This is a genomic window from Pseudomonas sp. MN1F (assembly GCF_009391885.1).
GTDB lineage: Bacteria > Pseudomonadota > Gammaproteobacteria > Pseudomonadales > Pseudomonadaceae > Aquipseudomonas.
Genome location: NZ_VZII01000002.1, coordinates 62,482 through 85,790, shown reverse-complemented (window position 1 = coordinate 85,790; position 23,309 = coordinate 62,482). Strand labels below are relative to the sequence as shown.

General features: G+C 61.1%; 24 protein-coding genes. 2 read left to right on the top strand and 22 right to left on the bottom strand.

Annotated features, from left to right (window positions below):
- Positions 1 to 188 precede the first annotated feature (188 nt).
- The 10 genes from F6X59_RS00620 to F6X59_RS00575 all read right to left on the bottom strand — a co-directional run bounded on the left by F6X59_RS00620 (position 189) and on the right by F6X59_RS00575 (position 8,241).
- Positions 189 to 2,930 (bottom strand): conjugative transfer ATPase, encoded by a 2,742-nt coding sequence (locus F6X59_RS00620; protein ID WP_152953918.1) that lies wholly within the window; start codon positions 2,928 to 2,930, stop codon positions 189 to 191.
- Positions 2,930 to 3,346, bottom strand: coding sequence for a TIGR03751 family conjugal transfer lipoprotein (locus F6X59_RS00615; protein WP_152953917.1), 417 nt, complete (start codon positions 3,344 to 3,346; stop codon positions 2,930 to 2,932). Before F6X59_RS00615 ends, F6X59_RS00620 begins: the two co-directional genes overlap by 1 nt.
- The gene (locus F6X59_RS00610) at positions 3,309 to 4,817 is read right to left on the bottom strand and encodes a TIGR03752 family integrating conjugative element protein (protein ID WP_152953916.1); all 1,509 of its coding nucleotides are present in this window, start codon (positions 4,815 to 4,817) and stop codon (positions 3,309 to 3,311) included. The genes F6X59_RS00615 and F6X59_RS00610 overlap by 38 nt, the downstream gene beginning before the upstream one ends.
- Positions 4,807 to 5,613, bottom strand: a complete 807-nt coding sequence (locus F6X59_RS00605; RefSeq protein WP_152953915.1) for a TIGR03749 family integrating conjugative element protein — start codon at positions 5,611 to 5,613, stop codon at positions 4,807 to 4,809. The genes F6X59_RS00610 and F6X59_RS00605 overlap by 11 nt, the downstream gene beginning before the upstream one ends.
- On the bottom strand, positions 5,613 to 6,251 hold the full coding sequence (locus F6X59_RS00600) for a PFL_4703 family integrating conjugative element protein (RefSeq protein WP_152953914.1): 639 nt from the start codon (positions 6,249 to 6,251) through the stop codon (positions 5,613 to 5,615). The genes F6X59_RS00605 and F6X59_RS00600 overlap by 1 nt, the downstream gene beginning before the upstream one ends.
- Complete coding sequence (locus F6X59_RS00595) at positions 6,248 to 6,649, bottom strand: TIGR03750 family conjugal transfer protein (protein WP_152953913.1); 402 nt, start codon at positions 6,647 to 6,649, stop codon at positions 6,248 to 6,250. Before F6X59_RS00595 ends, F6X59_RS00600 begins: the two co-directional genes overlap by 4 nt.
- A gap of 7 nt (positions 6,650 to 6,656) precedes the next feature.
- Positions 6,657 to 7,034: a TIGR03745 family integrating conjugative element membrane protein gene (locus F6X59_RS00590; protein WP_152953912.1), complete on the bottom strand. Its 378-nt coding sequence runs from the start codon at positions 7,032 to 7,034 to the stop codon at positions 6,657 to 6,659.
- 15 nt (positions 7,035 to 7,049) lie between these two features.
- Complete coding sequence (locus F6X59_RS00585) at positions 7,050 to 7,289, bottom strand: TIGR03758 family integrating conjugative element protein (protein WP_152953911.1); 240 nt, start codon at positions 7,287 to 7,289, stop codon at positions 7,050 to 7,052.
- Positions 7,276 to 7,611 carry an RAQPRD family integrative conjugative element protein gene (locus F6X59_RS00580; RefSeq protein WP_152953910.1) on the bottom strand — a complete coding sequence of 112 codons (336 nt, stop codon included), beginning with the start codon at positions 7,609 to 7,611 and terminating at the stop codon, positions 7,276 to 7,278. The genes F6X59_RS00585 and F6X59_RS00580 overlap by 14 nt, the downstream gene beginning before the upstream one ends.
- A 210-nt stretch (positions 7,612 to 7,821) precedes the next feature.
- Positions 7,822 to 8,241, bottom strand: coding sequence for a helix-turn-helix domain-containing protein (locus F6X59_RS00575; RefSeq protein ID WP_152953909.1), 420 nt, complete (start codon positions 8,239 to 8,241; stop codon positions 7,822 to 7,824).
- Positions 8,242 to 8,806: 565 nt separating this feature from the next.
- Between F6X59_RS00575 and F6X59_RS00570 the strand changes: the two genes are divergently transcribed.
- Positions 8,807 to 10,786 carry a hypothetical protein gene (locus F6X59_RS00570; RefSeq protein ID WP_152953908.1) on the top strand — a complete coding sequence of 660 codons (1,980 nt, stop codon included), beginning with the start codon at positions 8,807 to 8,809 and terminating at the stop codon, positions 10,784 to 10,786.
- Between the two features lie 379 nt (positions 10,787 to 11,165).
- Entirely contained in the window at positions 11,166 to 12,392 is a 1,227-nt protein-coding gene (locus F6X59_RS00565; protein ID WP_256668980.1) for a PD-(D/E)XK nuclease family protein, read from the top strand.
- A 90-nt stretch (positions 12,393 to 12,482) separates the two neighbouring features.
- Here the strand turns inward: F6X59_RS00565 and F6X59_RS00555 are convergent, their stop codons facing one another.
- From F6X59_RS00555 to F6X59_RS00500, 12 genes are all read right to left on the bottom strand, one after another.
- On the bottom strand, positions 12,483 to 13,211 hold the full coding sequence (locus F6X59_RS00555) for a TIGR03747 family integrating conjugative element membrane protein (protein ID WP_152953906.1): 729 nt from the start codon (positions 13,209 to 13,211) through the stop codon (positions 12,483 to 12,485).
- Between the two features lie 33 nt (positions 13,212 to 13,244).
- Positions 13,245 to 15,371 carry a type IV conjugative transfer system coupling protein TraD gene (traD, locus tag F6X59_RS00550; RefSeq protein WP_152953905.1) on the bottom strand — a complete coding sequence of 709 codons (2,127 nt, stop codon included), beginning with the start codon at positions 15,369 to 15,371 and terminating at the stop codon, positions 13,245 to 13,247.
- A gap of 9 nt (positions 15,372 to 15,380) precedes the next feature.
- A complete protein-coding gene (locus F6X59_RS00545) occupies positions 15,381 to 15,842 on the bottom strand; it encodes an integrating conjugative element protein (protein ID WP_256668979.1) in 462 nt (153 codons plus the stop codon).
- Positions 15,839 to 16,393 carry a transglycosylase gene (locus F6X59_RS00540; protein WP_152953904.1) on the bottom strand — a complete coding sequence of 185 codons (555 nt, stop codon included), beginning with the start codon at positions 16,391 to 16,393 and terminating at the stop codon, positions 15,839 to 15,841. The genes F6X59_RS00545 and F6X59_RS00540 overlap by 4 nt, the downstream gene beginning before the upstream one ends.
- Positions 16,375 to 17,091, bottom strand: coding sequence for a TIGR03759 family integrating conjugative element protein (locus F6X59_RS00535; protein ID WP_152953903.1), 717 nt, complete (start codon positions 17,089 to 17,091; stop codon positions 16,375 to 16,377). The genes F6X59_RS00540 and F6X59_RS00535 overlap by 19 nt, the downstream gene beginning before the upstream one ends.
- 10 nt (positions 17,092 to 17,101) lie before the next feature.
- A complete protein-coding gene (locus F6X59_RS00530) occupies positions 17,102 to 17,770 on the bottom strand; it encodes a hypothetical protein (protein WP_152953902.1) in 669 nt (222 codons plus the stop codon).
- Positions 17,767 to 18,285 (bottom strand): pilus assembly protein, encoded by a 519-nt coding sequence (locus F6X59_RS00525; protein ID WP_178120020.1) that lies wholly within the window; start codon positions 18,283 to 18,285, stop codon positions 17,767 to 17,769. Before F6X59_RS00525 ends, F6X59_RS00530 begins: the two co-directional genes overlap by 4 nt.
- 130 nt (positions 18,286 to 18,415) lie before the next feature.
- Positions 18,416 to 19,132, bottom strand: a complete 717-nt coding sequence (locus F6X59_RS00520) for a hypothetical protein (protein ID WP_152953901.1) — start codon at positions 19,130 to 19,132, stop codon at positions 18,416 to 18,418.
- A gap of 58 nt (positions 19,133 to 19,190) precedes the next feature.
- A complete protein-coding gene (locus F6X59_RS00515; RefSeq protein WP_152953900.1) occupies positions 19,191 to 19,685 on the bottom strand; it encodes a JAB domain-containing protein in 495 nt (164 codons plus the stop codon).
- A gap of 61 nt (positions 19,686 to 19,746) precedes the next feature.
- On the bottom strand, positions 19,747 to 20,004 hold the full coding sequence (locus tag F6X59_RS00510; RefSeq protein WP_152953899.1) for a hypothetical protein: 258 nt from the start codon (positions 20,002 to 20,004) through the stop codon (positions 19,747 to 19,749).
- Between the two features lie 62 nt (positions 20,005 to 20,066).
- Complete coding sequence (locus tag F6X59_RS00505) at positions 20,067 to 20,579, bottom strand: STY4534 family ICE replication protein (RefSeq protein WP_152953898.1); 513 nt, start codon at positions 20,577 to 20,579, stop codon at positions 20,067 to 20,069.
- Between the two features lie 742 nt (positions 20,580 to 21,321).
- Positions 21,322 to 23,307 carry a DNA topoisomerase III gene (locus F6X59_RS00500; protein ID WP_152953897.1) on the bottom strand — a complete coding sequence of 662 codons (1,986 nt, stop codon included), beginning with the start codon at positions 23,305 to 23,307 and terminating at the stop codon, positions 21,322 to 21,324.
- Positions 23,308 to 23,309 lie beyond the last annotated feature (2 nt).

Genomic DNA, 23,309 nt, shown 5'->3' with positions numbered 1-23,309 from the left:
TCCATGCGCCGAGTTGCAGCATCGCGGATCAGGTAGAGGAGGGGGACGGACAAACCGAGACTGGTACGTTCGATTTCTTCAGTCGCCAGGGTGAGGCTGCGGATTGTCCAAAGTCACCAAAGGAGTACAAATGTACTCCTTCCGATTTTTATTGTTCAGCAGGCCCAGAAAATCGTGTGTTCCGAGGTTCAGGACATGCCGCGCAGGCGATCGATTTCCGCGGCAATCCGCAGCGCGGCCTCCAGCTCGGACAGCTGATGCGTTTCCATCAACCGCCAGCGCTGGGCCTTTTCCTCGGGTTCTGTCATGGCCAGGGCGAGGTAAAGACTCGGCGGGACTGCGCGAAACAGCGTCTCCAGCTGCTTCGATAGGACCACGCCCTCGGTGTACTTGCCCGAGGCCTTGCTCGCCGACAGCAGCAGGGTCTTCTGCGCCGGCGTGAGCTTCTTGAACCGCGCGATCTCTTCGATCTCTGCCGGCGGCATGTTCAGGCAGATCCACCACTCGATCATGTTGAGCATGGTCTGCGCCGCATCGGGGAAGTCGGCTAGGTTCTGTGTCGCCAGCCAGAACCAGGCACCGAGCTTGCGCCACATCTTGGTGCCCTTGACCACGAAGGGCGCCAGCAGCGGGTTTTTGGTGATGATGTGGCCTTCGTCGGTGACCATGATGATCGGCCGACCGAGGTACTGGTCGCGCTCGGCAAGGTTGTTCACGGTGTTCATCAAGCTGATGTAGCTGATCGACATCTGCGCTTCATAGCCCTCGCGGGCATAGGTGGCGAGGTCGACGATCGTGACATCGCTTTCCGGCCAGGGTGTGCCTGGTCGGTCAAACAACGCCCCTTCGAAGCCTTGGCAGAACAGGTCGATGGACTCGGCCATTTCCTGAGCCCGCTCGCGACGCTTGTCGGGCAGGTGGGCGTCGCTCGCCACCGTTCGAAGGGCATCTCGCACATGGCGCGTCATGACCTGCTGATCGCTGGCCGCACAGTGCCTGGCGGCGTCGAGGATGCACTCGCGAATTAGGCTACGGTCTGCCCGGGTCAGTCGCGCCTCTTCCTTGGCTTCACCCCCGGTGATCATCAGGCGGGCGGTGATCTCCAGCTCGCCCAGCACATCGCGTTGCTCGTCACTGCCCGCAGCGTCTTCATCCAGGTCTTCGGTCGACAGACTGGTGACCTGGTCCGGGCGCTCGATCAGCCGGCGGGCATCGGCGAAGGGGGCCAGGCTCAAGCCGCTGCCCGGTTTGAGCTGGACCTTGTTGACGGTCAAGCCGAGGGTGGCGAAGTAGTCGCCCTGCAGGCCAAAGGAGTTGCCGGCCTCGACGATAAATAGCCGCGGCTGGTACACCGCCATGACCTGCATCAGGATCGAGACCAGGGTGGCCGACTTGCCGGCGCCAGTCGGGCCGAACAACAGCAGGTGACCATTCATGGAGCGGTCGAAGCGTGACAGCGGGTCGAATGACAGCGGCGCGCCACCTCGGTTGAAAAAGGTGATGCCCGGGTTACCGGTACCGATGCTGCGTCCCCACAGCGGCAGCAGGTTGGCGACATGCTGGGCAAACAACAGCCGGGTGTACCAGTTGCGTTTATCCCGCGCAGGGTTGTAGACCATCGGCAGCCAGCGAAGGTAGCTGTTGCAGGCGGCCACTTCATCGCCCTCACGCACCGGCTGCAGGCCGGCACCGAGCAGCACGTTGGCGGCCTGGATCGAGCGTTGGCGCAATTGCTGTTCATCGGCGCCGCGCAGGTACAAGGCCAAGGTTCCCCGGTACAGCTTGTGCTGGCGGCCGATCAGTGCGCGGGCCTCTTCCACGTCCTGGCGGGTCTGGGTCGAGGCCAAGTTTTCGCCGATGGCTTTGCGCGCCAGACGGTTGAGCTGCTCCTCGAGCACATCTTGGGGTGTAATCACCAAGGTCAGGCTCAGGACGGCCTGCTCGGGCAACTGGTCGAACAGGGCGTTGAGCGCCTCGCCCTTGCGGGTCTCACCGGTCAGCTGGCCGATATGAGGTGGCCGGCGCAGCTTGTCGACCACCATCACGGCATGCGGCTGCTGATCGAAATACCACAGCCCCTGCTGGCTGTCCGAGCGTGGCTCCTGAAAGAACAGTCGCTCGGCAAAGTCGTGGTCGAATGGCAGTGTCAGGTCCTCGCCGTCATCAGCCTCCGGGTACGGCACGCGTCGATAGAATGCCGCTGGTGATTCGCCCGTGACGGTGGGGGCTGGGTTGAACCAAGGCAGCAACCAGGCATAGAAGTCACGCCCGTTCAGCCGGCGAGGATTGACCCCGCAGGCCTGTAACGAGGCCATCAGGCGATCACAGGTCCTTCCCAACAACTGAGCGGGGTTTTGCCCTTCGTCGTCGGCCTGGTCACCGAGCCAGCGATAGACCACCAGCCGAATCCGTCGATTGCTGCCGCGCCAGGGCAGGTGCGACACGACATGGTCGTCGAACAAGCCGCCTGGCTTGGCAATGGCATCGAGGTGGTGTTGCATCGAGGCGAGGAAAGCTGCAGTGAAGGGGGTGCCTGTCGCCCGTGGTGCAACGTACTGTGCCAGGCGCTCCAGGTACGGGGAAAAATCACTGTCGTCCTGACAGAAGAACTGCACCACCCAGGGGGCCTGGTCGAGCTCGTCAAAGCTGTCCTGCAGTGCATCTTCCAGCGCATCACGTGCCGCCATCAGCCATTCGGGCTCACGGCCCTCGGTGCCGATCGGCTGCAACTCGAACACCGCGCCCACTGAGCGGTTGTCGTCGAGCAGAAAGCACTGCTCTTCCTCGAGGTATTCGACCCAGGGCAAGTGGTCGGTGAAACTTGGGTTGTGTGCATACTGGGCGGCCTCATCCGCACACGTGGCGCGCCGACGCTGTGCCGCGCGCCAGGGCTGCCAGCGCGGCGGGGTGCGATCTGCATCATCGTCCATCACAGATCATCCAGGCGTTCGCCGGGCAGCGCGTACTGGACCTTCTCGTACAGCGGAAATACGGTCGAGTAGCCAGGCACGGGTGCCTGTTGGGTACCGGCCAGGTGCGGGTAGACGTACATCACCAGATCAGGGTTAGGCAGGCGCGGGAACTGGGAGCGGATCTCGTTGGCTGCCGTACGGGTGTAGGCGCTTTGGTCCTTCAGGCGTTCGGGATCGAGCACCGGCCGGCGCAGTTCTCCGCGAGCCTCCTGCAATTGCTGTTGCGTGCCGACCGCGCCGCCGCTGTTCCAGATATCCAGCATGGTGTGATCGCCGTGGGGCAGCATTTCGTCCTTGCTGGTGGTGCAGCCTGCCAGGTGCAGGCACAGCAGCAGGCTAATCCAGGTCCAGTACCGAAACGGATGGGCGTTCATGGTTCACTCTCCGGCCTTTGGGTTCGTAGTCGATGCTGATTTCGTGATCCAGGTGCAGGGCCACCTTGGCACCCGGTGGGACGTAGATGGCGGCGAAGGCTTCGCCGTAGAGCTTGTTGATCCAGTCGCGAATATCGCCGATGCCACCGCTGATGACCGAGTTCAGCGCGCTGTTGCCACTGTTTTGCGAGAGCCCCAGGCTGCCGCTGGCCGAGTTGATGAACGAGGTGTTGGTTTGCTCGCTACCCAGCGCGGCCGCGAAACCGGCGCCGGCCGCAGTGATCAGGCTCTGGCTGCCCAGGTACTGCTGGGCGTTGGAGCGACGCTCGCCGGCGATGCAGGGGATGCCATAAGGATCGGAGATGTAGCCCAGTCCGCCGCGGATTTTTTCGGAGTCCGAGGTCTGGGCGCTGCTGCGGTTGCGACTGACCACCTTCTGTGGCTGTGGCACCGTGCGGACGGTGCCGTCGCTGAAGACAAAGGTGATCGACTCGACCTGGCCGCGCACGCAGGACAAGGTCCAATCGCCGGCCGCGGTCCCGCTCATGACCGCGCCGACTACGTCCGGTAGGTCGATGCCGTTGGCGGTGAGGTTCTCCGGTCCCACCAGCACCTTGAACGGGTAGGGATCATTCACTGTGCCGTCCACCGGCACTCGGCCTATCAGGGCGGTCATGGCGATCGAGCCCATCAGGGTCGAGTTTTCCGGGAGGGTGTAGACCGGCTTGGCGCCCTCGGTCCGATCCTGAGTGCCTTCCAGGTCGCGCTCGCCCTTGGCCACGCTGCGCAGATGGTCCTGGCCGCGGTCGATGGCGTTGTTGTCCAGGCCATGCAGATCCTTGAACTTCGACGTCAGCGATGACAACGGCCCCTCGGCTTTGCTGGTGCCTTCCTGGCCAGCACGTGCATTTGATGGCTCGATCCACTGCACCGCATCCGCTGGAGGTTGTGCCCCGGAGAATTGTTGCTCGTCACCCGGCTCGAGACCAAAGCCCACGGGTACGTCGGACTTCGTGGCCGGCTTGTTGGTGAGTTGATCCTTGAGCCGGGACAGCAAACCCTGGGTCTCGCGGTGCTGCTGCTCGGCCTTCTCCCGGGCATCGTTGGCCTGCTGGCGCTGCTCGGTGACCTGCTGGGTGACACTGCTCAGCGTGCTCTGGATACGGCTGTCGATGTTGCCTTCGCGCGTGCGCAGCCGGTTATTCTCGGTCTGCAGGGTCTCGTTGCCTTTCTTCAGCGACAGCATCTCGCTGCGCATCGCCTTTACCTGGCCGATCAGCGTGGCCACGGTGTCACGCGGCGTGTCGCCGGCGATGCCGAGGGCCTTGGCTTGTTCCGGACTGAGGGCAGTGTTTTCGGGATCATGGGCAGGTTGAACGTCTGGCGCAGACACCCAGGATTTGCCGATGATCAGCACAATCCCCAGCAGGACCGCAGGTACCAGCCATTTCAGCAAACCATTAGCTTTCATGATCGGCGGCCTCCGGTGCAGGAGGTGGCAGCAGCAGCGCGTGCTTCAGGTCGCCGCCGCGGGTGACGAGGTACGCCACGGTGGTGTCTTCAGGTGTGCCGGCGTGCCCCAGGTACTCGTGCTGGAAGGTGGCGGCGTAAAGTGTGGCCTGCAGGTGCCGCGGGTCCAGTATGACCTTGGCTGATCCACGGTTGACGATCTTCACCGCCGTCACCCAATAGTCGCCCAGCCGCCAGGCGGCGAGCCCCTTGATGGCCACGTGTTCGGTCGGCAGCAGTGTGCTGAAGCCAGAGGAATCGCCCAGCGGGACCCGGCGCACGCCGGGCAAGGGTGCCACGGTGCGCAGGGGCGCATAGAGGTTCTGCGCTGCATAGCGAGTCAGCACCACCGGTACCGGCGTCGCTGCAGGGGTTGCGTCCTGCTTGTTGTCCACGTCTGGCGCCTGCGCTTGGGCAACGATCTTGACCGGCTCCAGCGCTTCGCTGCCCTCAAGCGCTTCGATGTCGACCAGGATGATGTCCCCCGACTTCACCGACTGCAGCTGCAGTCGGGTCGGGGGAATGGTTTCCGACGCACGCAGGTACACAGTGCCGCCGACTGATTGCACGCGCAGCTTGCTGTTGATCGCACTGGGCAGCCCGACGCGGACATTCCCATCCAGCATCAGGATACGTTCCTGGCCCACCGTCAGCGGCACGGCCAACGGCAGGCGGTCCCAGTACTTGAGCTCGACGGCACCCACGGTTGAACACCAGCCGGCGATCGAGACCAGCATCAGGATCAAGACACGCATCATCACGCACCTCCAGGCAGTGTCAACTTCTGCGGTGTGCCTTCGTAGCAGTCCAGGGCCAGGCCCCATTTGTTGTGCTCAGGGTCGACGTCGAAGCGCACTACGCGCAGGGGGTAGCGAACGACCACGCGCTTCACCGGCTCGGCGGCGTAGTATTCGTCGGCATTGAGGTCGAGCTTGACCAGCCAGCTGTGCTTATCCAATTGCTTTACCCGCAGCTCGGGATCGTCGCTGTAGCCACGACCCAGCACCTCGTACACGCCGCGTACGCGGCCGCGCAGTTCGCCGGCCGCCTTGCGGTACTCAAAGTCGCCATCGAAGAAGGTCTTGCACGCCGGTGTCAGGTAGGGCTGCAGGGCGAAGATCGCGCGGTGGTAGTCGACCTCGCCGTCGGTGGGCCAACGGTTCAGTTGGCCGAAGATATACAGGGCAAAGGCATAGATACTCTCGGGCGGCACGTCCCACCATCTGCGTGTGCTGCCGGAGCGCAGATCCGGCGGCACATGAATGGTCAGTTCGGAAGGGGCGGACTGCCAGCCGTACCACAGCCCACTGCACAGCAGCGCCAGAACTGCCACGGCGAGTCGCAGGCTGAGAATATGCGCCTGCTGCGCATCGACTTTGTTGCGGAAACGGCTCATGGAGCAACCCACACAGGCCGGCGCGTGCGCCGGACCGTCCACGGGCCGGAGTGTAGGATCAGGTACTGACTGCTGATGCCGCAGTGCACTGCCAGTTGCCACTGTAGGCGCCGGTACAACCAGGTTTCGGGGCGGGCACGCTTGGCCCGACGCATCAGTTTGCCGCCGCCAAGCAGCACCAGCGCCATACACAGGAACATGCAGGTGGGGAGGGTGGCGATGGAGGCGGTGGCCACCGCCAGCGGTGCGCCGAGAATCAGGCCCAGTACGGCACCTACGATCAGCGCGACCCACATCTCGTCGTTGGTGAGACCGCGCAGGACGGCTGGGTCGCGGTTGAGGCGTTCCGGCAGGAAGGTCAGCGTGCCGTCGGGGAGAGTGGCAGGGACGTCGGACATGGCAACCTCACAGGATCGTGGCGGCTTTGGTGAGGAACCACAGGATCACTACCACCAGCAGCGCGCCGACGCCGACCACGGCGCCGAGGTCCTTCCAGGTCTTGCGCTGGTTTTGCACGTCGGCGTAGACCGTGAGCGAATGCCAAGCCACGCCGAGGAAGGCGAGGGTAGCGATCAACAGGCCGAGCAGGATGCCGCCGTCGTAGGCGTAGTTCTTGATGGTGTCGATCAGGCCTGATCCTTCGCCGCGGGAAGGTGCTTCCATGGTCGGCAGGTCCGCCCAGGCTGGCGTCGAGCTCAGCAGCACCAAGCCACCGAACAGGGCTTTTGTATAGGTTGCCCACAGCGAGACCAGCGGAAGTTTGCAGCGACGGGAGAGTTTCATGACGGGGTCTCCTGATTACGACAGCATGAAAAACATCAGCACGATCAGGGCAATAACCAGGCGCAGTGTGCTGCCGCCTAGCGCGCCGAAATTGATGTTGCCGGCCGCCCAACCGCGGTAGCCGGTCCACAGGGCCCAGGTGCACCAGAGCAACGCCAACACCAGCACCGAGGAGCGCCACAGCATCGAACTGAGCTGCGGGGCAAACCCGGCCACAGCCGAGAACGCGCTGAGTTGAGCGTCAGTCATGCTCATCGGAGGGGCTCGAGTGGGGTGCTTCAGCACGGTACTGACCGGCCAGCTCGACCAGGTCAGCCGGCTGCGCGCGGGAGGGCGATAAGTATTGTTGGATGCCTTCACGCACACGTTCTAGGTCTGCCGCAAACCTCGGATAGTCGAAGCGATAGCGCGTTCCAACTGCATCGTCTGAGCTGCTTTCCGCACGCTCGGCCAACTGGTCGATGGCAGTGAACTGGCGTTGCACGAGCCCCAGATCCGAGCGCTCGCGACTTTCTTGCGCAACAGCCGGAAGGGTTGCTAGACAAATCACAAGCAACGGGAAGGCATACGTCCTCATGGCAGGCTCCAGAGCAATCTCTGGTCGCCACCATTACCGAGCGGGCGAGTTGAGGCACGAGTTAAAAGGATTCTTGGCCTTTCGCTTTCTGGCGACGTTGGGCAGAAGTGGGGTGAGCCTGGAGTGAGGTATTGAGGGGCGATGCGGACCTGCCGGCGCTGCAGGCTTATTTCTAACGCTGCAGCGAGCACCTGAAAGGCTAGTCAGTCATCAGTCGGAGAATGACAGCTCCGCCTGAATTGCGCACGGAGCGCGCGGGGGCATCTTCGGTCGAGGATTGCGTGAACTGGCCGGCAAAGAGGGCTCAGCTAAATTGCCCCCCAGTGTGGCCTGTAGTCCTGGAATTCGACCCTCCGACTCAAGTGCTCGAATCTCGTTCCTGGTCCTGCCAAGTAACTCATTTGCCGTCTGCCCCGTATCCTCGCTCAGCGTCAACGCCAGCAGCGTCAAAGGGCTCAGTTCCAATCTCTCGCTAAGCTGCTCAAGTTTGTCCAGTGTGATGCTCGATCTACCAGTTTCGAGCTTGGACAAGTAGGTGCGGCTGGTTGTGTCGGAAAATCCGCGCTGGGTGATGTTGCGCTGACTGCGTAGCACTCGAAGCACATTGGCAAACGATGACTTCAATGTCATGAAATTACCTGAGGAGTCGGGCGTGTAGGTGCATTAGGTGGCGACATTAGCTGGGGAGGCAGGCCACGCGGGCCTCCCGTTTCACCCTAACATACACCCTCGAATCAAGCTCTAGTGCGCCCGTGACCATCCCGCAATCGTCGACTTTCGACCCATAGGGTAGGTCCGCCAGAGGCTGCTTTCGGCCAAAAGCCGCCATTCGGGTCAGGAGACTTCCGACCCGCTTCCTTCATTCAGAATTGGCTAATTGGCAATAGTCAGACAATTGAACGCGTCTATGAAACCAGGGGCGATTCAGGTGTGCTGCTTGATTGACAATGTGCAGACCCAGAAGGGCACCGACGCGCTCCATCATTTCACGCAGGCGGGTAGGCTTCAGGCGACGTCTGCTCTAGCCGTCCTAATGAAATCGCGCCGCGAACAATTTGGCCATGCCCGGTGACTGTCTCTGGACTCGCTGGTGGCGTTGCGCTACCTTTTGAATCAACGTTGAAAAAATACTCCTGCGTTAATATTGCGTAGGCACTCAGATGTATACATAACCAAAAGTACAAGGTAGTCAGAATTGCAAGTTACAACACGCGAGCACCGCACAAAAATTTCTGTTGAGGATAATCAATTGAGCAATTCAGAGGCGCTCTGTAGCTTGGCTATGCTCAAAGTCAGAATTAATAGCGGTGGAGACTATCTGGACTATATACGTCCTTACATTATAGATGTTCTAGCTAATGATCCGCCCAGCAAGATAAATGATGTGGCCGTGGCAGAAAGGCTTTCGGATTCCTGTGGTCTTAAAATTCCACCTAGAACCGTGCAGGTAGTATTGCAGCGTTTGGCAAAAGAAGGCCTTCTGGTAAAGCGTGATGGACTGTTCACCTGTAATGATAGCTTCCCTGAAAGCGACTTGACAGCGGCCAAGGCGGACGCTAGTCGACATATTTCATTGATTGTAAATGAACTGATAGGTTTTTCAACAGGTACTATTGGGCGAGTGCTATCTGAGGATGAGGCAACTGAAAGTTTAGTTAACTTCCTGTCCCACTTTTCCATTCCATGCCTGAAATCGTACCTTAGAGGCACTACGCTACCCGACATCGGACGTAATGCAAATTGGCAACTGGCGCTGGTTGGCCATTTTGTTGAGGCTTTGCAGAGCCAGCCAAATCTTTTTAATTCATTCACCATGCTTATGCAAGGTCACATGTTGGCCAACGCATTGCTTTGCCCGGATTTACACTCGGTCTCTGACACGTATAATGACGTTACTTTCTACTTAGATACACCATTGTTAATCCAGCTACTGGGGCTTGAGGGCGAGCGTGAGGAACAGGCGATCAAAGAAGTAATTTCTTTAGTTCAGCGCTTGAATGGTAAGGTGCGCTATTTCTCGCATACATATGATGAGCTTACCTACTCTATAAATAGTTCGGCTGATTTCATCGATTCCTACAAGGGGCGAGGCACAATTGTTAATGAGGCAAGAAAATCGGGTAAGCAAAAAGCTGACTTGCTGATGATAGCCGGTAAAGCAGAAGAAATTTTGGAGAGAAGTGGTGTGCTTGCCGTCTCAACTCCCTCTTATAGCGAGGAGAACCATAAGTTTGAAATTGCCGTTGAGGCTTTCGACGCTGTACTGAGTGATGAAATTGATTATAACAATCCGCGCGCCAAAGATTATGATATTCGATCGGTGCGCAGCGTCTACGTTCTTAGAAGAGACAGTTCTCCTCGATCACTTGAAAAAGCTAAGGCGGTATTGGTAACTAGTAACACCTCTTTCTCAAAAGCTGCGTTTGAGTATGGTAAATCCTTCCAAATGTCTCGTGAGGTTTCAAGTGTAATAACTGATTTCAGCTTGGCGAATACAGCTTGGTTAAAGGCGCCGCAGGGTGCGCCAGCCCTACCCCAAAAAGAGGTTCTTGCTTTTGCATATGCAGCAGCACGGCCGCCAAGAGGATTTTGGGACAAGGTATTAATAGAAGCAGAGAAGCTAGAGAAAGAAGGAAAAATCTCTGCGAGAGACCATCAACTTCTGCGTAGTAGTCATAACGTGCAGATCGAATTGACGAGGCTGACTTTAGGGGATGAAGCCGCACTTACTGATGAGAAAATCACTGAGACGATTGCTCGCGTTTCAGATGACATACGTAAAGAAGCATTAGAGGACAAAAACGCTATCAGCGAAGAGCTTAATGTGGCGAAATCTAGAATAGGTGCTCTTTCCGGCGACCTTGAGGCAGTAAGAAAAAATACTTACTGGGATTGCAAAAGGCAGGCAGGCCGCGAGGCTACAGCCCTCTCCGTGGCAGTATGGCTAGGTCAGGGTGCAGTTGCCGCGCTTGGGCTCTTCAAAGTAGACGAAGCTTCTTTAGGCTGGGTTATATTTGCTGTGGCACTGTCGAGTGGTATTCTGCGGATAGCCGGTACCAAATGGGATATAAAGCCAGTCAACCTCAAACCGCGTTATGCCGAATGGCGGTTTCAAAAATTACACAGAAAGGCTTTAGAAAAGCTTGGGCTTGAGGTCGAGAGCAACCCATTGTAAATCTCAGTGTTGTTAAATTTCATATCTGGGCTCGACGCCAGAGAAGCTTAACCCTGGCGCAGGGTCGTTGCACGGCGAATATCGGTCATAGAGCTCTCTGTCAACATGAACGCGGATTGAGGTCGATCCTGAGAGAGTTAGTGGTAGGCCGCCAACGAAGCCTGACACTAATGTCTTCGGCATGATTACGGAAAATTAGAGGGGTATATTGGGATATAGGTGTAAGCAATAAGCCAGAATAACTCTAGATATGCAGTCGCATGCTGTGATCATTGACTATCGGCTAAATCAGAACCGCGTCGACGGTATGCTTTTGGCCGAATGCTGTCCCCCGCGAAGGGCCGCGAGGGGCGTCGGCAAAAACATGGATGAATCGCCTATGAGTTTTCTTTCCCAACTGTATCATTACCGCCAACGGGAGCAACGCAGCCCACTTGAAGATTACCTTACAGAAGCACTAGCCGAGTGGTTGCGGCAGGCCACGCTGGCCGGGGAGCTACCAGTAATCATCCGTGACGTGTTCCTTCTCGATTCGGTTGCACGGGCTCCCGCTAAAGACCTACGCGCGGTGAAGTGGGAAACTCAACACGTCATCGGCCATGGCCACGATAGCGCGACTAACAAGCGCCCCGACCTGGTAGGTCGGGGCCCAGGCATCTTCATCATTATCGAGAACAAAACTTGGGCACCCTTCACTGCGCACCTAGACGATGACGGTGTCGCCTATACAGATCAGTTGACCCTTTACCAACGTTACTTGGATAAGCGCCGCGAGAAGATCAAGGGCATTACGTTACTGACCCACGCCACGCTTCCGCCAGAACACTGGAAGGGATCTATTTGCTTCTGGAGGGACATAGCCCGTTATCTGTCTCAAACTCACAAACGCAGCAGCGGCAGCGCCCTAGCGTTCATGGCTAGTAGCCTGCTCACTTTCATCAAGGACCAGAACATGAGTGGTACCCGTATCGATCTTGCGGATATTGTCGTACTTCCAGCATTTGATCGCTTACAGGAAGGAATGAGGAAACTAGGTGCCATAGCCTCGAAAGCACTCAGTGAATCATTGAGGTCCGGTGGAGACGTTGCTCCCGCGAAGCTTCAGTTTCGGAAACCTACGGGGCCGCTTTCACCGCCTGCTTTTTTTGGGGGCACTCTGACACCCGCTGCACGTTCAACTACCGACAGTAGCTTGGTCTTCTTGTGCGGTGTCATCGCTAGACAGGCGTACGAACTACTACCAGCTAACCCGGGCCTTCCGGATCTCATAGTAGGACTGGGCATTTGGAAATATGGATGCGGCCTAGAGCCTGAACAGAGGGCTTTACTTGAGAAATTCGTTAGGTCGCTAGGTGATCACCTCGGCTCCCCGGACTGGCATCTGACTATTCATGAGCGTGACGCTTACGGCCCGGTGATAGAAGTTAGCTCAAGGCTCAGCCTAATGGGCGTTTACCACTTAGCCAAAGACGACGATTGGGACGATGTTGCTAGCGACTTCTTCCTTCAGCGCTGCGAGACAATGCTGGCGATGCTGACCTCGCTGGCCGATGATGGGGCGGTCACAATGGAAACGGCTTTGCACGCTCTCACTGGTGAAGACTGAGCCGCTCACACCTCCGTAGACTCTGCGATTGACCGATTCTGGCTGCTAGCTGTACTCCACGAAGGGCAGCAATGGGTCGAATGCAGTCATTCAAAGGTATTTTTTGAACGTTGTAGCCGTGATCGCCACCATCCACCCAAGCAGTGCGGCGCATGGCAGTAATACCAAAATGGGATTCACAGACCAAGGGAGTGAGAGGTAGATCACCCAAGGGCTCAAGATCAACGGCAGCAACGTCCGCTTGGCTCGGTGATAAACAAAGCTGCTCTCCCGGTCCGCCCCGAACTTACGCAGGTCGCGCCGCATCAACCCGTCGACCATGCCGGTGAGCACCGCAAGCAAGAAGAGGGGCGTGGCCAGAGTGAGAACGGTTAAGCGCACCACGAACGTGAAGACCGTGAACAGGGTAGCCAGGAGGTAGTCCTGGCCAGCGACGTACGCTTGAGCAAGCTGTCCTTGCAGCGACGCCTCGCGACTGAGCAGTTTCAGGTGTGCGTCCGATTGCGCCCATCCTGAGCGCAACACGACCCAGTCGTTGAGGTGTTCAAGGATTTTCGCGGTGGCTTGTGCCGGCTCCTGCACCAGCAGCGAACTCTTAAAGTGGCTGCTGAGCCAGCCAAGTTCAGTCAGCCACATGGCATGGCTGTGATGCCAGCCTTGGTCAGGCCAGAACCACAGCATGCCCACAAACTCCAACAGGATGGAGAGCAGCAGGGAAGCAAACAGGAGGCCGAGCAATCGCAGGCACAGCTCAAGCGTGCCGAAGATCAGCCCTGGTCGTCGTTGTGTCTGAGGAGGATTGGTTGGGGCAGTAGGCATAATGCTCCCGGGTGTTCGCGGGCTGTCAGGGGATCACGGGGCGTGTTTACGCCCAGGTGGTGGCATCTCGGGGTCGAAGTCGACCGTCGGCGCACCTCCGGTACTGCTCCACCAACTTCCCGCGTTGGCGTTGTAGGACTCGCGCATACGCGCAGCGAGGGCCTGAAGGTCAGCCGGCATCGCATCGTCCCTGGCTGGTTTGGGCAGCGGCATCCGTACCTTCCATAGCTGCCCGCCTTCCTGGAACGAAAACATCTGCCCCTTCGGCAACGCGATGATGTGCGCGGGTTCGATCAGCGGCACGGCGGCGGTGGTCACGCGGTCCTGAGAGGAGGAGGTGAAGTCGGTTCGGGCATCGGGGTCCGCCGTGTCGGTCGCGCCGGAGACCAGGCTGCGTGTCTGCACGTTGACCTTGGGCAGCTGATTGGTCAGCAGTTCGGCGGTCGCGGTTTCCCGTACGCGCAGCATCTGCAGGGTGTTGAAGTTGCCGATGACCTGGCCGGCCTTGGCCCGGCTGCCGATGCGTGCCTCGATATCACTCAAGGTCTGCGTGTAGGCGGTGACCTGGATACCGGCACCTCCACCCTTGTTGATCAACGGAATGAACTCATCGCCCATCAGCTCGTTGAACTCGTCGGCGTGCAGGTTGATGGGCACCTTGTCGGTCGCGCTGTAGGAGTTCGGGAGACCGTGATCGATACCGTGCTTGTAGATGTGCCCTGCGACAGAGACCAGGTCGGCAAACATCGAGTTGCCGACCGCTGAGGCGACTTCGGCATCGGACAGCGCATCCAGGCCGACGTAGACGATGCCGCGTTTGCGGATCACCTGCAGCCAGTCAAAGATCGGTCGCGGATCGTCGAGGTCAGCGTAGTTTGGGGCCAGCAACTGTGCCGTCTTGCCACTGGTGAGCTTTTCCAGCAGCGGCAGCAGCGAGGCGACGATCTTGTCGAAGTAGGTGCGGTCGTAGCGCACCGCCGAGCGCAGGCCATCCATGACCGGGTCGAAGAGGCGCTTGGCGGTCAGGTACTGCTCGATGGCGACCACGCGTTTTTCGCGGCCGATCATGTGCCGCGGCACGTTCTTCTCGTTGAGCCGCGCTTCGAGATCCACAATGGTCTCCCATGCCTGCGGATCATGACAGGCGAAGAAGTGCTGGGCGTATTCGATGAACAGCGCGTCGATGTTCACCACATGGCGCTGGATCTGCAGGTAGTCGGGGCGCCGGCCGAGCTCGATCAGGGCTCGGGCGATGATGTTGACGAAACGCCAGGCAAACTCACGAAACGCCGCCGAGTTGCCTTCGCCGCTCAGTTGGCCAGCGATACGGGTGGCCACTTCCGAAATGCGACCGAAGCGGCCGATGGCGTTGTAGCGTGCGGAAATCTCCGGCCAGCCCAGGTGGAAGACATAGAACTCGTGCTCACGGCCGGCACGTCGTGCTTCCACGTACATGCGCTTGAGCAGGTCGGCATCGCCTTTGGGGTCGAAGACAATCACCACTTCTTGGCTTGGTCGGTGAATGTCCTGGGTGATGTAGACCTCGGCCAGGCGCGTCTTGCCGACCCGGGTGGTGCCCAGCACCAGGGTATGACCCACGCGTTCGCCCAGTGGCAAGGAGGCTTCCTGCTCGTTGGGCTCAACGCCATGCAGCAGCGGTGAGCCGCCCACGGGCGGCAGCGGTCGTACCGGATTGAGGGGACTATCCCAGGCGGTCACGCGAGGCAGGAGGGAGAGCCCTGGCGGCGCTTTTTCCAGAACGTGCTCCAGGCGCCGTGCCCATTGGTAGGCAACCGACTGGTTGACGTAGCGGGCGAGCGCGGGGTCTTGCGCCTCTAGCAAGCGCTGGGTGTGCAGGCGGCTCCAGCGAAAGCCACGGCCCATGAACAGGCGCTTGCTGCTGACCGGGATTTGTCGGCTGGTCAGCGAGTAGCGGGTCAGGCGGCGGATGTTGCGCCGATAACGCAAAACAATGCGGGCCTCATTCAGGCGCTTGAGGCCGAAGGCGGTATAGGCCAGGGCCATGCCGGCGCCAATCTCCGGTGACAACGCCACTGCCCAGGGCGAATGCAGGCATAGCGCGCCGGCACCGGCACATATGCCCACGGTGTACAACTCCACTGCCGGGCGCAGCAGGGATTCCATCGCATGATCACCCATGACGGTTCCTCACTGCTCCAGGCCGGTTGGTGTAATCAGTACCGGGTAGTGCTCCAGCTCCAGCCGCTCGGCGATGTCGTCGCCACTGACCGGCCAGATAGTCAACCCAGGCGCTACTGCCTGGATGCGCAGCAGCGCTGCGGCATCGGCGACCTCAACGGCCAGGCCGTTGGCGCCCAACTGCTTCAGAGCCGGCGCATGCTGCGCCAGCCACGCCAACGAGTCGGCGTCCGCGCCAACAAGGAATAGCGGGACCATGCCTGGAAGATCCAGCGCTCTGCGCGGCACCTCACCCGGCCTGAGGCGCGTGCTATGCACCGGCAGCACCCAGTTCGGTGTGCGTGGGTCGGGTCGTTCAACCGGCGTGGCCGATTCGGTGGCCATGACTGTGGTGGTCGGCACAAGCCATGCCCCGGCAGTCAACCAACCCAGCAACCCGCAGATCAGTGCGCCCCGGCGAACGTCAATCATGAGCGTGGTCCTCCACGACTGGATGCGGCGGCTTCAAGGCGTTGCCAGTGCTGGCTGAACTGCATGCGGTAGCGCGCCGCCGGGGCCCCTCCCGCAGGCCGGTGATAGCGGCCGGCGGCAATGACCCAATCACCGGCGTCGGCGTAGTGCGCGCGCAACAGGTCGGCGGTGACGGCGAGGTTGCTACGCGGATCTAGAGCATCGCAGGCGGTGGGGTAACGCTCGGGGTGGTAACCCAGGTTGGTTTGCCCGAGGCCGACATCGATGCGCTTGGGATCATGCTGGGTGAGCGCCCCGGCGAGTGCGCTGCAGGCCTGGTCACGGGTGGCGAAACGCTGCGGCGTGCCGGCCACATTCAAGGTCCACGGCCAGGGGATGAGCTGCCCACGCAACGACGTGCCGCTCTCCTGCTGGGCAATGGCGAACAGCACCGAGGCCGGGATGCCGGCCTGGGCGGCGGCCAACTGGTACGCCGGCGGAGGCAAGCCGCCTGCTCGGACGGCAGTGACTGCCATCAGGGTCAGGGCGAGGGTCAGTCGACGCGTTGCCATTTCCCTTCCACCTGTTGAAAGCGCGCGGGCAGGGGGCGGCTGGCGCCAAGGGCGAACCAGCGGCCGCGGTCGTGATTGAGGGTGATCTGGCCGCTACTGACCTGGATCGGGGTAATGCCCACCATGCGCGCCCATTGCCGAATGCGCGCATCGTCGCCCTGGCTGCCCACCAGGTAGACGTCCAAGTGGGCGCCCATGCTCAGCCATTGGCGGAGGCTGGCCCCGCAGGTCGAGCACGGGTCTTCCACAAACACCGTATAGCGCGCGTTGCTCGACGAGGGGGCGGCATCACTCATCCCTTGCACCGGCAGCAGCCCCGGGAACAGTCGTGCCCAAGCCGCGGTGTAGACTTTTTGATAGGCCAGTTCGCGCTCGGCGCGCTTGGCTTCGAGTCGCACCTGCAACTCGGCATAGCGCTGACGCTCCTGGTCAGAATCGGCTTCCACGCCCAGGGTGGTCAGCGGGTCGAGCTGCGGGGACCAGTACTGGCGTGGACCGCTCTGCAGGCGCTCGAATTTGGCCCATTCGTCATCGGTCAGCCCCCAGGCCTTGGCCTGTGCTGCGGATCGCGCTTGCTGCAACGGGGCCTGCTCGCTGGACTGCTGCTCCGTTTCGACCGTGGCGGGTGCGCTCCACCCCGGGCCTGTTACCAGGCAGATGGGGAGTAGGAGTAGCGAGAGGGGAGTGAACCGGACCATATGCACCTCGTCACGGCAGGGGCAGCGAACGTTCGCCGAGGCCAGGCACCTGGAACACGGCCTGGTTCCGGCGAAGGACCTTGAGCTGCCAGCCGTTCAGGCTGTCGCCGGGCTGCAGCAGGTGGACGGTCGACAGGGCGTGCGCGCCGGCCGGCAGGGCCGAGACAAACCGGACATCACCACGGGTCTCGATACCTAGCAAGGTGAATGGCGGCGTCGGGGCTTGGGCTTTGGCGGCCGGTTTGGCCGGGGCTGCAGGCTGGGTCTGTGCGGATGGCGTAGCCGGTCGAACCTCGAGGGCGCGGATGGCGATTTCGGCATTGCCCAATCGCTGATCCATCGCGGCCAGGTCGGCCTTGGTCGGACTCGGTGAAACCGCTCCAATGGCCTTGAGCGACGCGCTCACCTCATCCAGCTGTTTGCTCAGTGTCGCGAAGGCCGCATCCTGCTGGCGCTGGTGCTCGCCCTGCGCTTTCACTTGCGGTGGAAGTGCCGCGAGGGTGACGCCGAGTGCATCAAGGTCGCGCCGCAGCGCCGGGACTGGATCGGCTGGCGCATTCTCAAGGGCTACCAGTAACGCGGTCAGCTGCTGCTGGTGGTTATAGGTCACGGCGGCCAGCACGGCGGCGCCCAGGCACAGGGCCCCGAGCACCAGGGCCTGAAAGTGATGGACCTTCATGGCGCGATCTCCAGCGGCGGGTGTGGTGGGACGGGCACCGGTGTGCGAAGCGTGTAGCACACGCTGCGTTCGACCGGGTCGATAACCAGCCGCCAGGCCGGGCCGCCGAGGATGGTCAAAGCGTCCAGCAGCGCGATCGGCCCGAGTTGATGCTGCACGGCCGGCAGGGGGCAGCTGAACAATCTCGTGACCTCGGCGCGGTTCGCGCAGAGCGAGTAGCCCGAGCGTTGCAACACGTGGCGCAGGGCATCACCGACCGTCGCGTGCAGCGCCGGTGAAATCTGCACAGTGATGAGCTGGAACAATGGCTGGCGTTGCTCGAGCGTCGGTCGCGTGCTGACCAGGGTGTAGCGGTCTTGGCGGACCCACGCCGGTGATTCTGACAACGGCTTGGGCGGCGTGATCGGAGCTGGTACGGCTTTGGCTGGTGCCTCCGGTGGGGTGATGGCTGGCGACATGTTGCAGCCCGCCAGCGCGAGCATCAGGACAAGGTAAGGAAGTGCGGGCGTGTACATGAGCAGGTCTCGACAGAAGTTGCCGACACCTTGGCAACGCGCGCGAGGTGCACCCACTGAAAAACCGAAGTTGCCCGCCCTGTTTATCGGGCTCAAGGCATAAAAAAGGCGCCCTGCGGGGCGCCTTGGGTCAACTGTCAGCAAATACCGGCAGTCCGGCCAGCAGGGCTGCATCGGGATCGAACACCAGGAAACGCGTGTCGGCCTGGCCGGCCAGCAGCAACAGGGTCATCAACACCGGCGGGACCTGTTCGTCCAGCAGGCGCGTGCAGACGTCCGCCGCTGAGCAACCGAGGCCTTCTGTTTGGCCGCTGCGGTGCCAGGGTGTCGAGTACAGCTTGCAGCCGACGGAGCGGTTGCTGACCAACCGGAAGCATTCAAAGAAGCCGGCCGGTCGTTCGCTGCGGGCAAGCTGCTCAAGGTAGGCGAACTCGTCGGCCGGTAGGTGGGATGAGCTGATCTCCCAACTACGGCTGTATTGGCCGGTGGCAAAGGACAGCTGCTGCATCAGGTGCTCCGCCGCTTCCAAGCTGGGCAGGTCACCAACGTGTACCGAGCCACTCAGCCGCTCGGCGGTGACCTGGTACAGCACGGTGCTGACCACGCCGTCCGCGGGCAACTGCATGCGAAGGAAACCCGAGACATCCTGGCCTTCGGTGATGACGGCGCAGTCGTCATCGAACACGCAAGCCTGGCAGTTGATGTGATCGTCGTCTAGGTCCAACTGGGCGGTGTGCAGGGGGCGGTAGCAGGGCGGGCACTGGTCGTCGTAGTGGATCTGGACCACCCGTTCGCAGGCGAATGAGTGGAAGCCGCGGGCAAAGGGGTTAGGGGTTGAGGTGAGCATGGTGGCGCTCCAATTAAAAGAGAACGCCACCCCATGCAGGCGGTGGCGAGGGAGAGGGTTAGATCCAGCCATATTCGGCTAGGGACAGCGGCTGACCTTCACCGACGATGATGTGGTCCAGAACGCGGACCTCGACCAGCGCCAAGATTTCGATCAGACGCGCCGTCAGCACGCGGTCGGCGCCGCTGGGTTCAGGGCAGCCGGAAGGGTGGTTGTGGCTGAGGATGACCGCGGCGGCGTTGTGTGCCAGTGCCTTGACCACCACTTCACGGGGGTAGACCGAGGCACCATCGATGCTGCCGAAAAACAACACTTCGAAGTCCAGCACGCGGTGGCGTGAATCGAGGTAGAGCAGGGCAAACACCTCGTGGTGATAGGGCGCCAGGCGCAGCTTCAGGTAGGAGGCGGCGTCGGCAGGTGTGATCAGCACTTCGCCGCGCTGAAAGTAGCGTTGGTCCAGCAACTGCAGGGCTTCGCTGATCAACGCGTCTTCGTGGGCACGCTGGGTCAGGACGGGGTCGAGGGGCTCGACCAGGGTCAATGGCGTGTTCATGAGCAAAACCTCGTGTGCAGGGGCGCTCCGGGAGGAGCCCCCTGTGGTTAGGGTCAGGCGGTCACAGGCGGGTGAAACGATGCCGGGTGCCGTGCGACGGGGAGTGACAGGCTTCGCAGGAGTGAGTGGAGAAGGGGGCGATGCCGACACCGGTTTCCGGATCGAAATCAGCGCTAAGTGGCAATAACACCTGCAGCTCCTTGCGCATCTGCGTGATTCGCTGGTCGACTTCGGCCTCGCTGTAGTACAGCGACAAGGTGCTGAAGTCGTCGTAGGCGACGGCGTGTAGGCAATCTTCACAGAGCCAATAACTCTCCATGGCAGCCTCCAGGGGTGGAAAAAAGGCGCTCAGATGAGCGCCTCTGGGGTGGAACATCCGTCTCAGGCAGGCTGCGTGGCCTGGTCCTGAGCCTGATCGGCACTGTGTGAAGGATTCGGTGCATGCTCTTCTGCCGCTTGGGGCGGCAGTTCAGCCGAGGAAGCATCCTGCCGAGCTGGCGCTTTGTAGGTGAGTTGACCGTTGACCTTGATCCATTCGATGAAGATCAGCCGGCCTTTGAGGCTGGCGCCGGGTTGGCCTTTGCGCTCACCTTTCTCGTAGGTGAAGGCATCGACCCAGAGGTCGCCAATGCGAAACGCGATCAGCACCTTGCGTTCGGCACGGACATCCTCGAGGTGTTCGCGGATCAGCCGTTCGGCTTCACCGCCAGCGACCTTGCAGTCGAAGCGGGTGTACTCGACGTCGTCCGAGGCGCCGTGCAAGGCCGCGATGTCACAGGCCATGAACGCTTGGCCACGACGAACCGGGACTTCGCGGACGCGATTCAGGTAACCGATGCCTTGGGTGTGCAGGTTGAAGTAAGTGGTGGGGGCAGCAGTGTTTGCTGTGGTCATGGTGAATCTCCTGTTTGCGAGAAACGCGGATATTCACCGGCCCTGGCGGGGGTGAGTCCGCAAGGGAAGGTCAGGTGCAACAGCAGTGGTGTAAGAGCGCTCATCATCGCGGGGAGCGATAACCGTGCGAGCCGCCGAACGCTAGTCGCACTTTGGGAGGAACCACTCTGGGGAGAGCGTAGCCTTGTAGGTTCCGGCTACCTGATGCTGTCAACGACAGCGTGGTGCAGTTCATCTATAGAACGGCGCGTAGCGCCCGTCAACAGCGGTTTTGATTGGGCTCGGAGGTGTGGACGTGGGTGGTGCACAGTAGATTCAAACGTGCGAAAAAATAGCCCAACGGTCGTCGGGCTAGGAACAGAAAGGCCACCCTTGATCCGGTCCATTGACAGCGAAGTCGTCGCTTCACTTCAGCTGTCGCGTCACCCTGATCAACCGACCCTTGTCGTGGCCTGGGTCGGGATAACTGGCACGCATCCGCGCACAAACGGCGCCCGTTTTTTCGCCGGCGGGCACCGGCACTGAGCATCGTCGCCGAGGCGGATGACCCCTACAGCCTGCAGCAGGTCGCACGGGTCATCCGTCTCGGGAATCTTGGACATCCGGAACAGTGATGCAACGCGGTGAAAGAGGCTCCGAACTCAATGAGTCTGGCCGAGCTGCCCGGAGCGAATCGGCCTGGGGTCGCCAAATGGCGAGGGGCCTGTTCACTACACCAGCGACTGGCCTCAGCGTCAAGCAGTCAGGTTCGCTTCGGCTTGGCGGGTGCCGCGCTGGCCTTCACTGGCTTGGTGCCCTTGCAGTCCGGGTAGCGTACACAGGACCAAAAGTTACCGGTGCGGCCTTTGCGCTGGCGCATGGGGCTGCGGCACACGGGGCAGGCGGGACCTTTCGAACGAGGGAGCTGCAGGTTCAGCGAGGCCTGGCTGCGCACCACCTGGGTGAGCCAGGCCGCCTGCTTGGCGAGAAACGCCTCGATGCTCAACTGCCCGGTCTCGATCCGTGCCAGTGCCTGTTCCCATACCGCAGTCATCACCGGATCAGCCACCTCACGCGGAACGGCCTCGATCAACGTGTGGGCGGCCGCAGAGGCCGCCAGGCTGCGCTTTTTCTTAGTCAAGTAGCCGTGATCGATCAGGCCTTGGATGATCGCGGCGCGGGTGGCCTCGGTACCGATGCCAATGCTGTCTTTCAAGGTTTGCTTCAGGCGCGTGTCGGCCACCTGGTTGGCGATGGTTTTCATCGCCTTGACCAGTGTGCCTTCGGTGTAGGGTTTGGGCGGCTGGGTGCGCTGTGCATTGACCGTGGCATCGCGCACAGCAACCGGCGCACCTTCCTGCAAGGTGGGGAGCCGCTGCGTTTGCTCGGTCGGTTCGCTGGCGTCGGCTTCGGCTTCGTCGATCACGGCCTTCCAGCCACGCACCTGGATCTGCTTGCCGCGGGCCATCAACTGATCGGCTTGGCTGCGCAGCTGCACCTGGGTTTTCAGGTATTCGTGGTGGGGCAGAAACTGCGCCAGGTAGCGGGCGCGGATCAGGGTGTACATGGCACGCTCGCGCTCGGACAACTGATCCAGCGGGATCAACACGGCGGTGGGGATGATGCCGTGGTGGGCAGTGACCTTGCTGCCATTCCAGGCGCGGGAGCGTCGTGTCGGATCAAGCTCCTTGAAGCGCTGGCCAAGCGTAGGATCGGTCGCGGCCAAGGCCTGCAGCACACGCGGCACTTCGTCCAGCATGCTCTCTGGCAGGTAGCCGCAGTCGCTGCGGGGGTAGGTGGTGGCCTTATGGGTTTCGTACAGTGCCTGCGCCACACTGAGGGTTTCCTGCGCGCCCAGGCCGAGTTTGGCCGAACAGACCTCCTGCAGCGTGCCCAGGTCGAACGGCAAGGGCGGTCCCTCCGTCACGCGTTCAACGTCGACACGCTCGATCTGCACTGACTGCACTGCGGCTAGGCGTCGAGCAGCGCCCTCGGCCGCCGCCTGGTCAACGCATCGCCCAGCCTCATCACAGTGAGTATGGGAGGGTTGCCAGCGAGCTTGAAAATCCGCCCCGTCCGCGTGCAACTCGACGTCCACGGTCCAGAACGGTCGGGCGACAAAGCTGGCGATGGCGCGATCACGCTCGACCACCAGGCGCAGGGTCGGCGTCTGCACACGGCCCACGGGCAGCGTGCCGTTGAAGCCGGCACGGCGACCAAGCAGGGTGAACAGTCGACTGAGGTTGATGCCAACCAGCCAATCAGCCCGTGACCGGGCGAGGGCGCAGTGGTACAGCGGCAGGGTTTGCTCACCCGGGCGCAATGCTGCCAGGGCCCGGCGGATCGAGGCGTCGTCGAGGGCGGACAGCCACAGGCGTAGGATCGGCCCCTGATACTGGCAGCGTTCGAGGATCTCCCGGGCAATCATCTCGCCCTCGCGGTCGGCGTCGGTGGCAATCACCACCTCGGTGCAGGTCTGCAGCAGCCGGCCGATCGCCTTCAACTGCGCCGTCACCTTGGGCTTTGCCACCAGTTGCCAGTGCTGCGGGATGATCGGTAGATGCTCCAGTGACCAGCGCTTGAACTGGTCGCCATAGGTTTCTGGCGGCGCAGTCTCCAGCAAGTGCCCCACGCACCAGGTCACGGTCACTCCCGCGCCCTGCAGGCAGCCATCGCCGCGACGATGGGCCTGCAGGACCCGAGCGATATCGCGGGCTTGGGACGGTTTTTCGCAAATGTAGAGGCGCATGG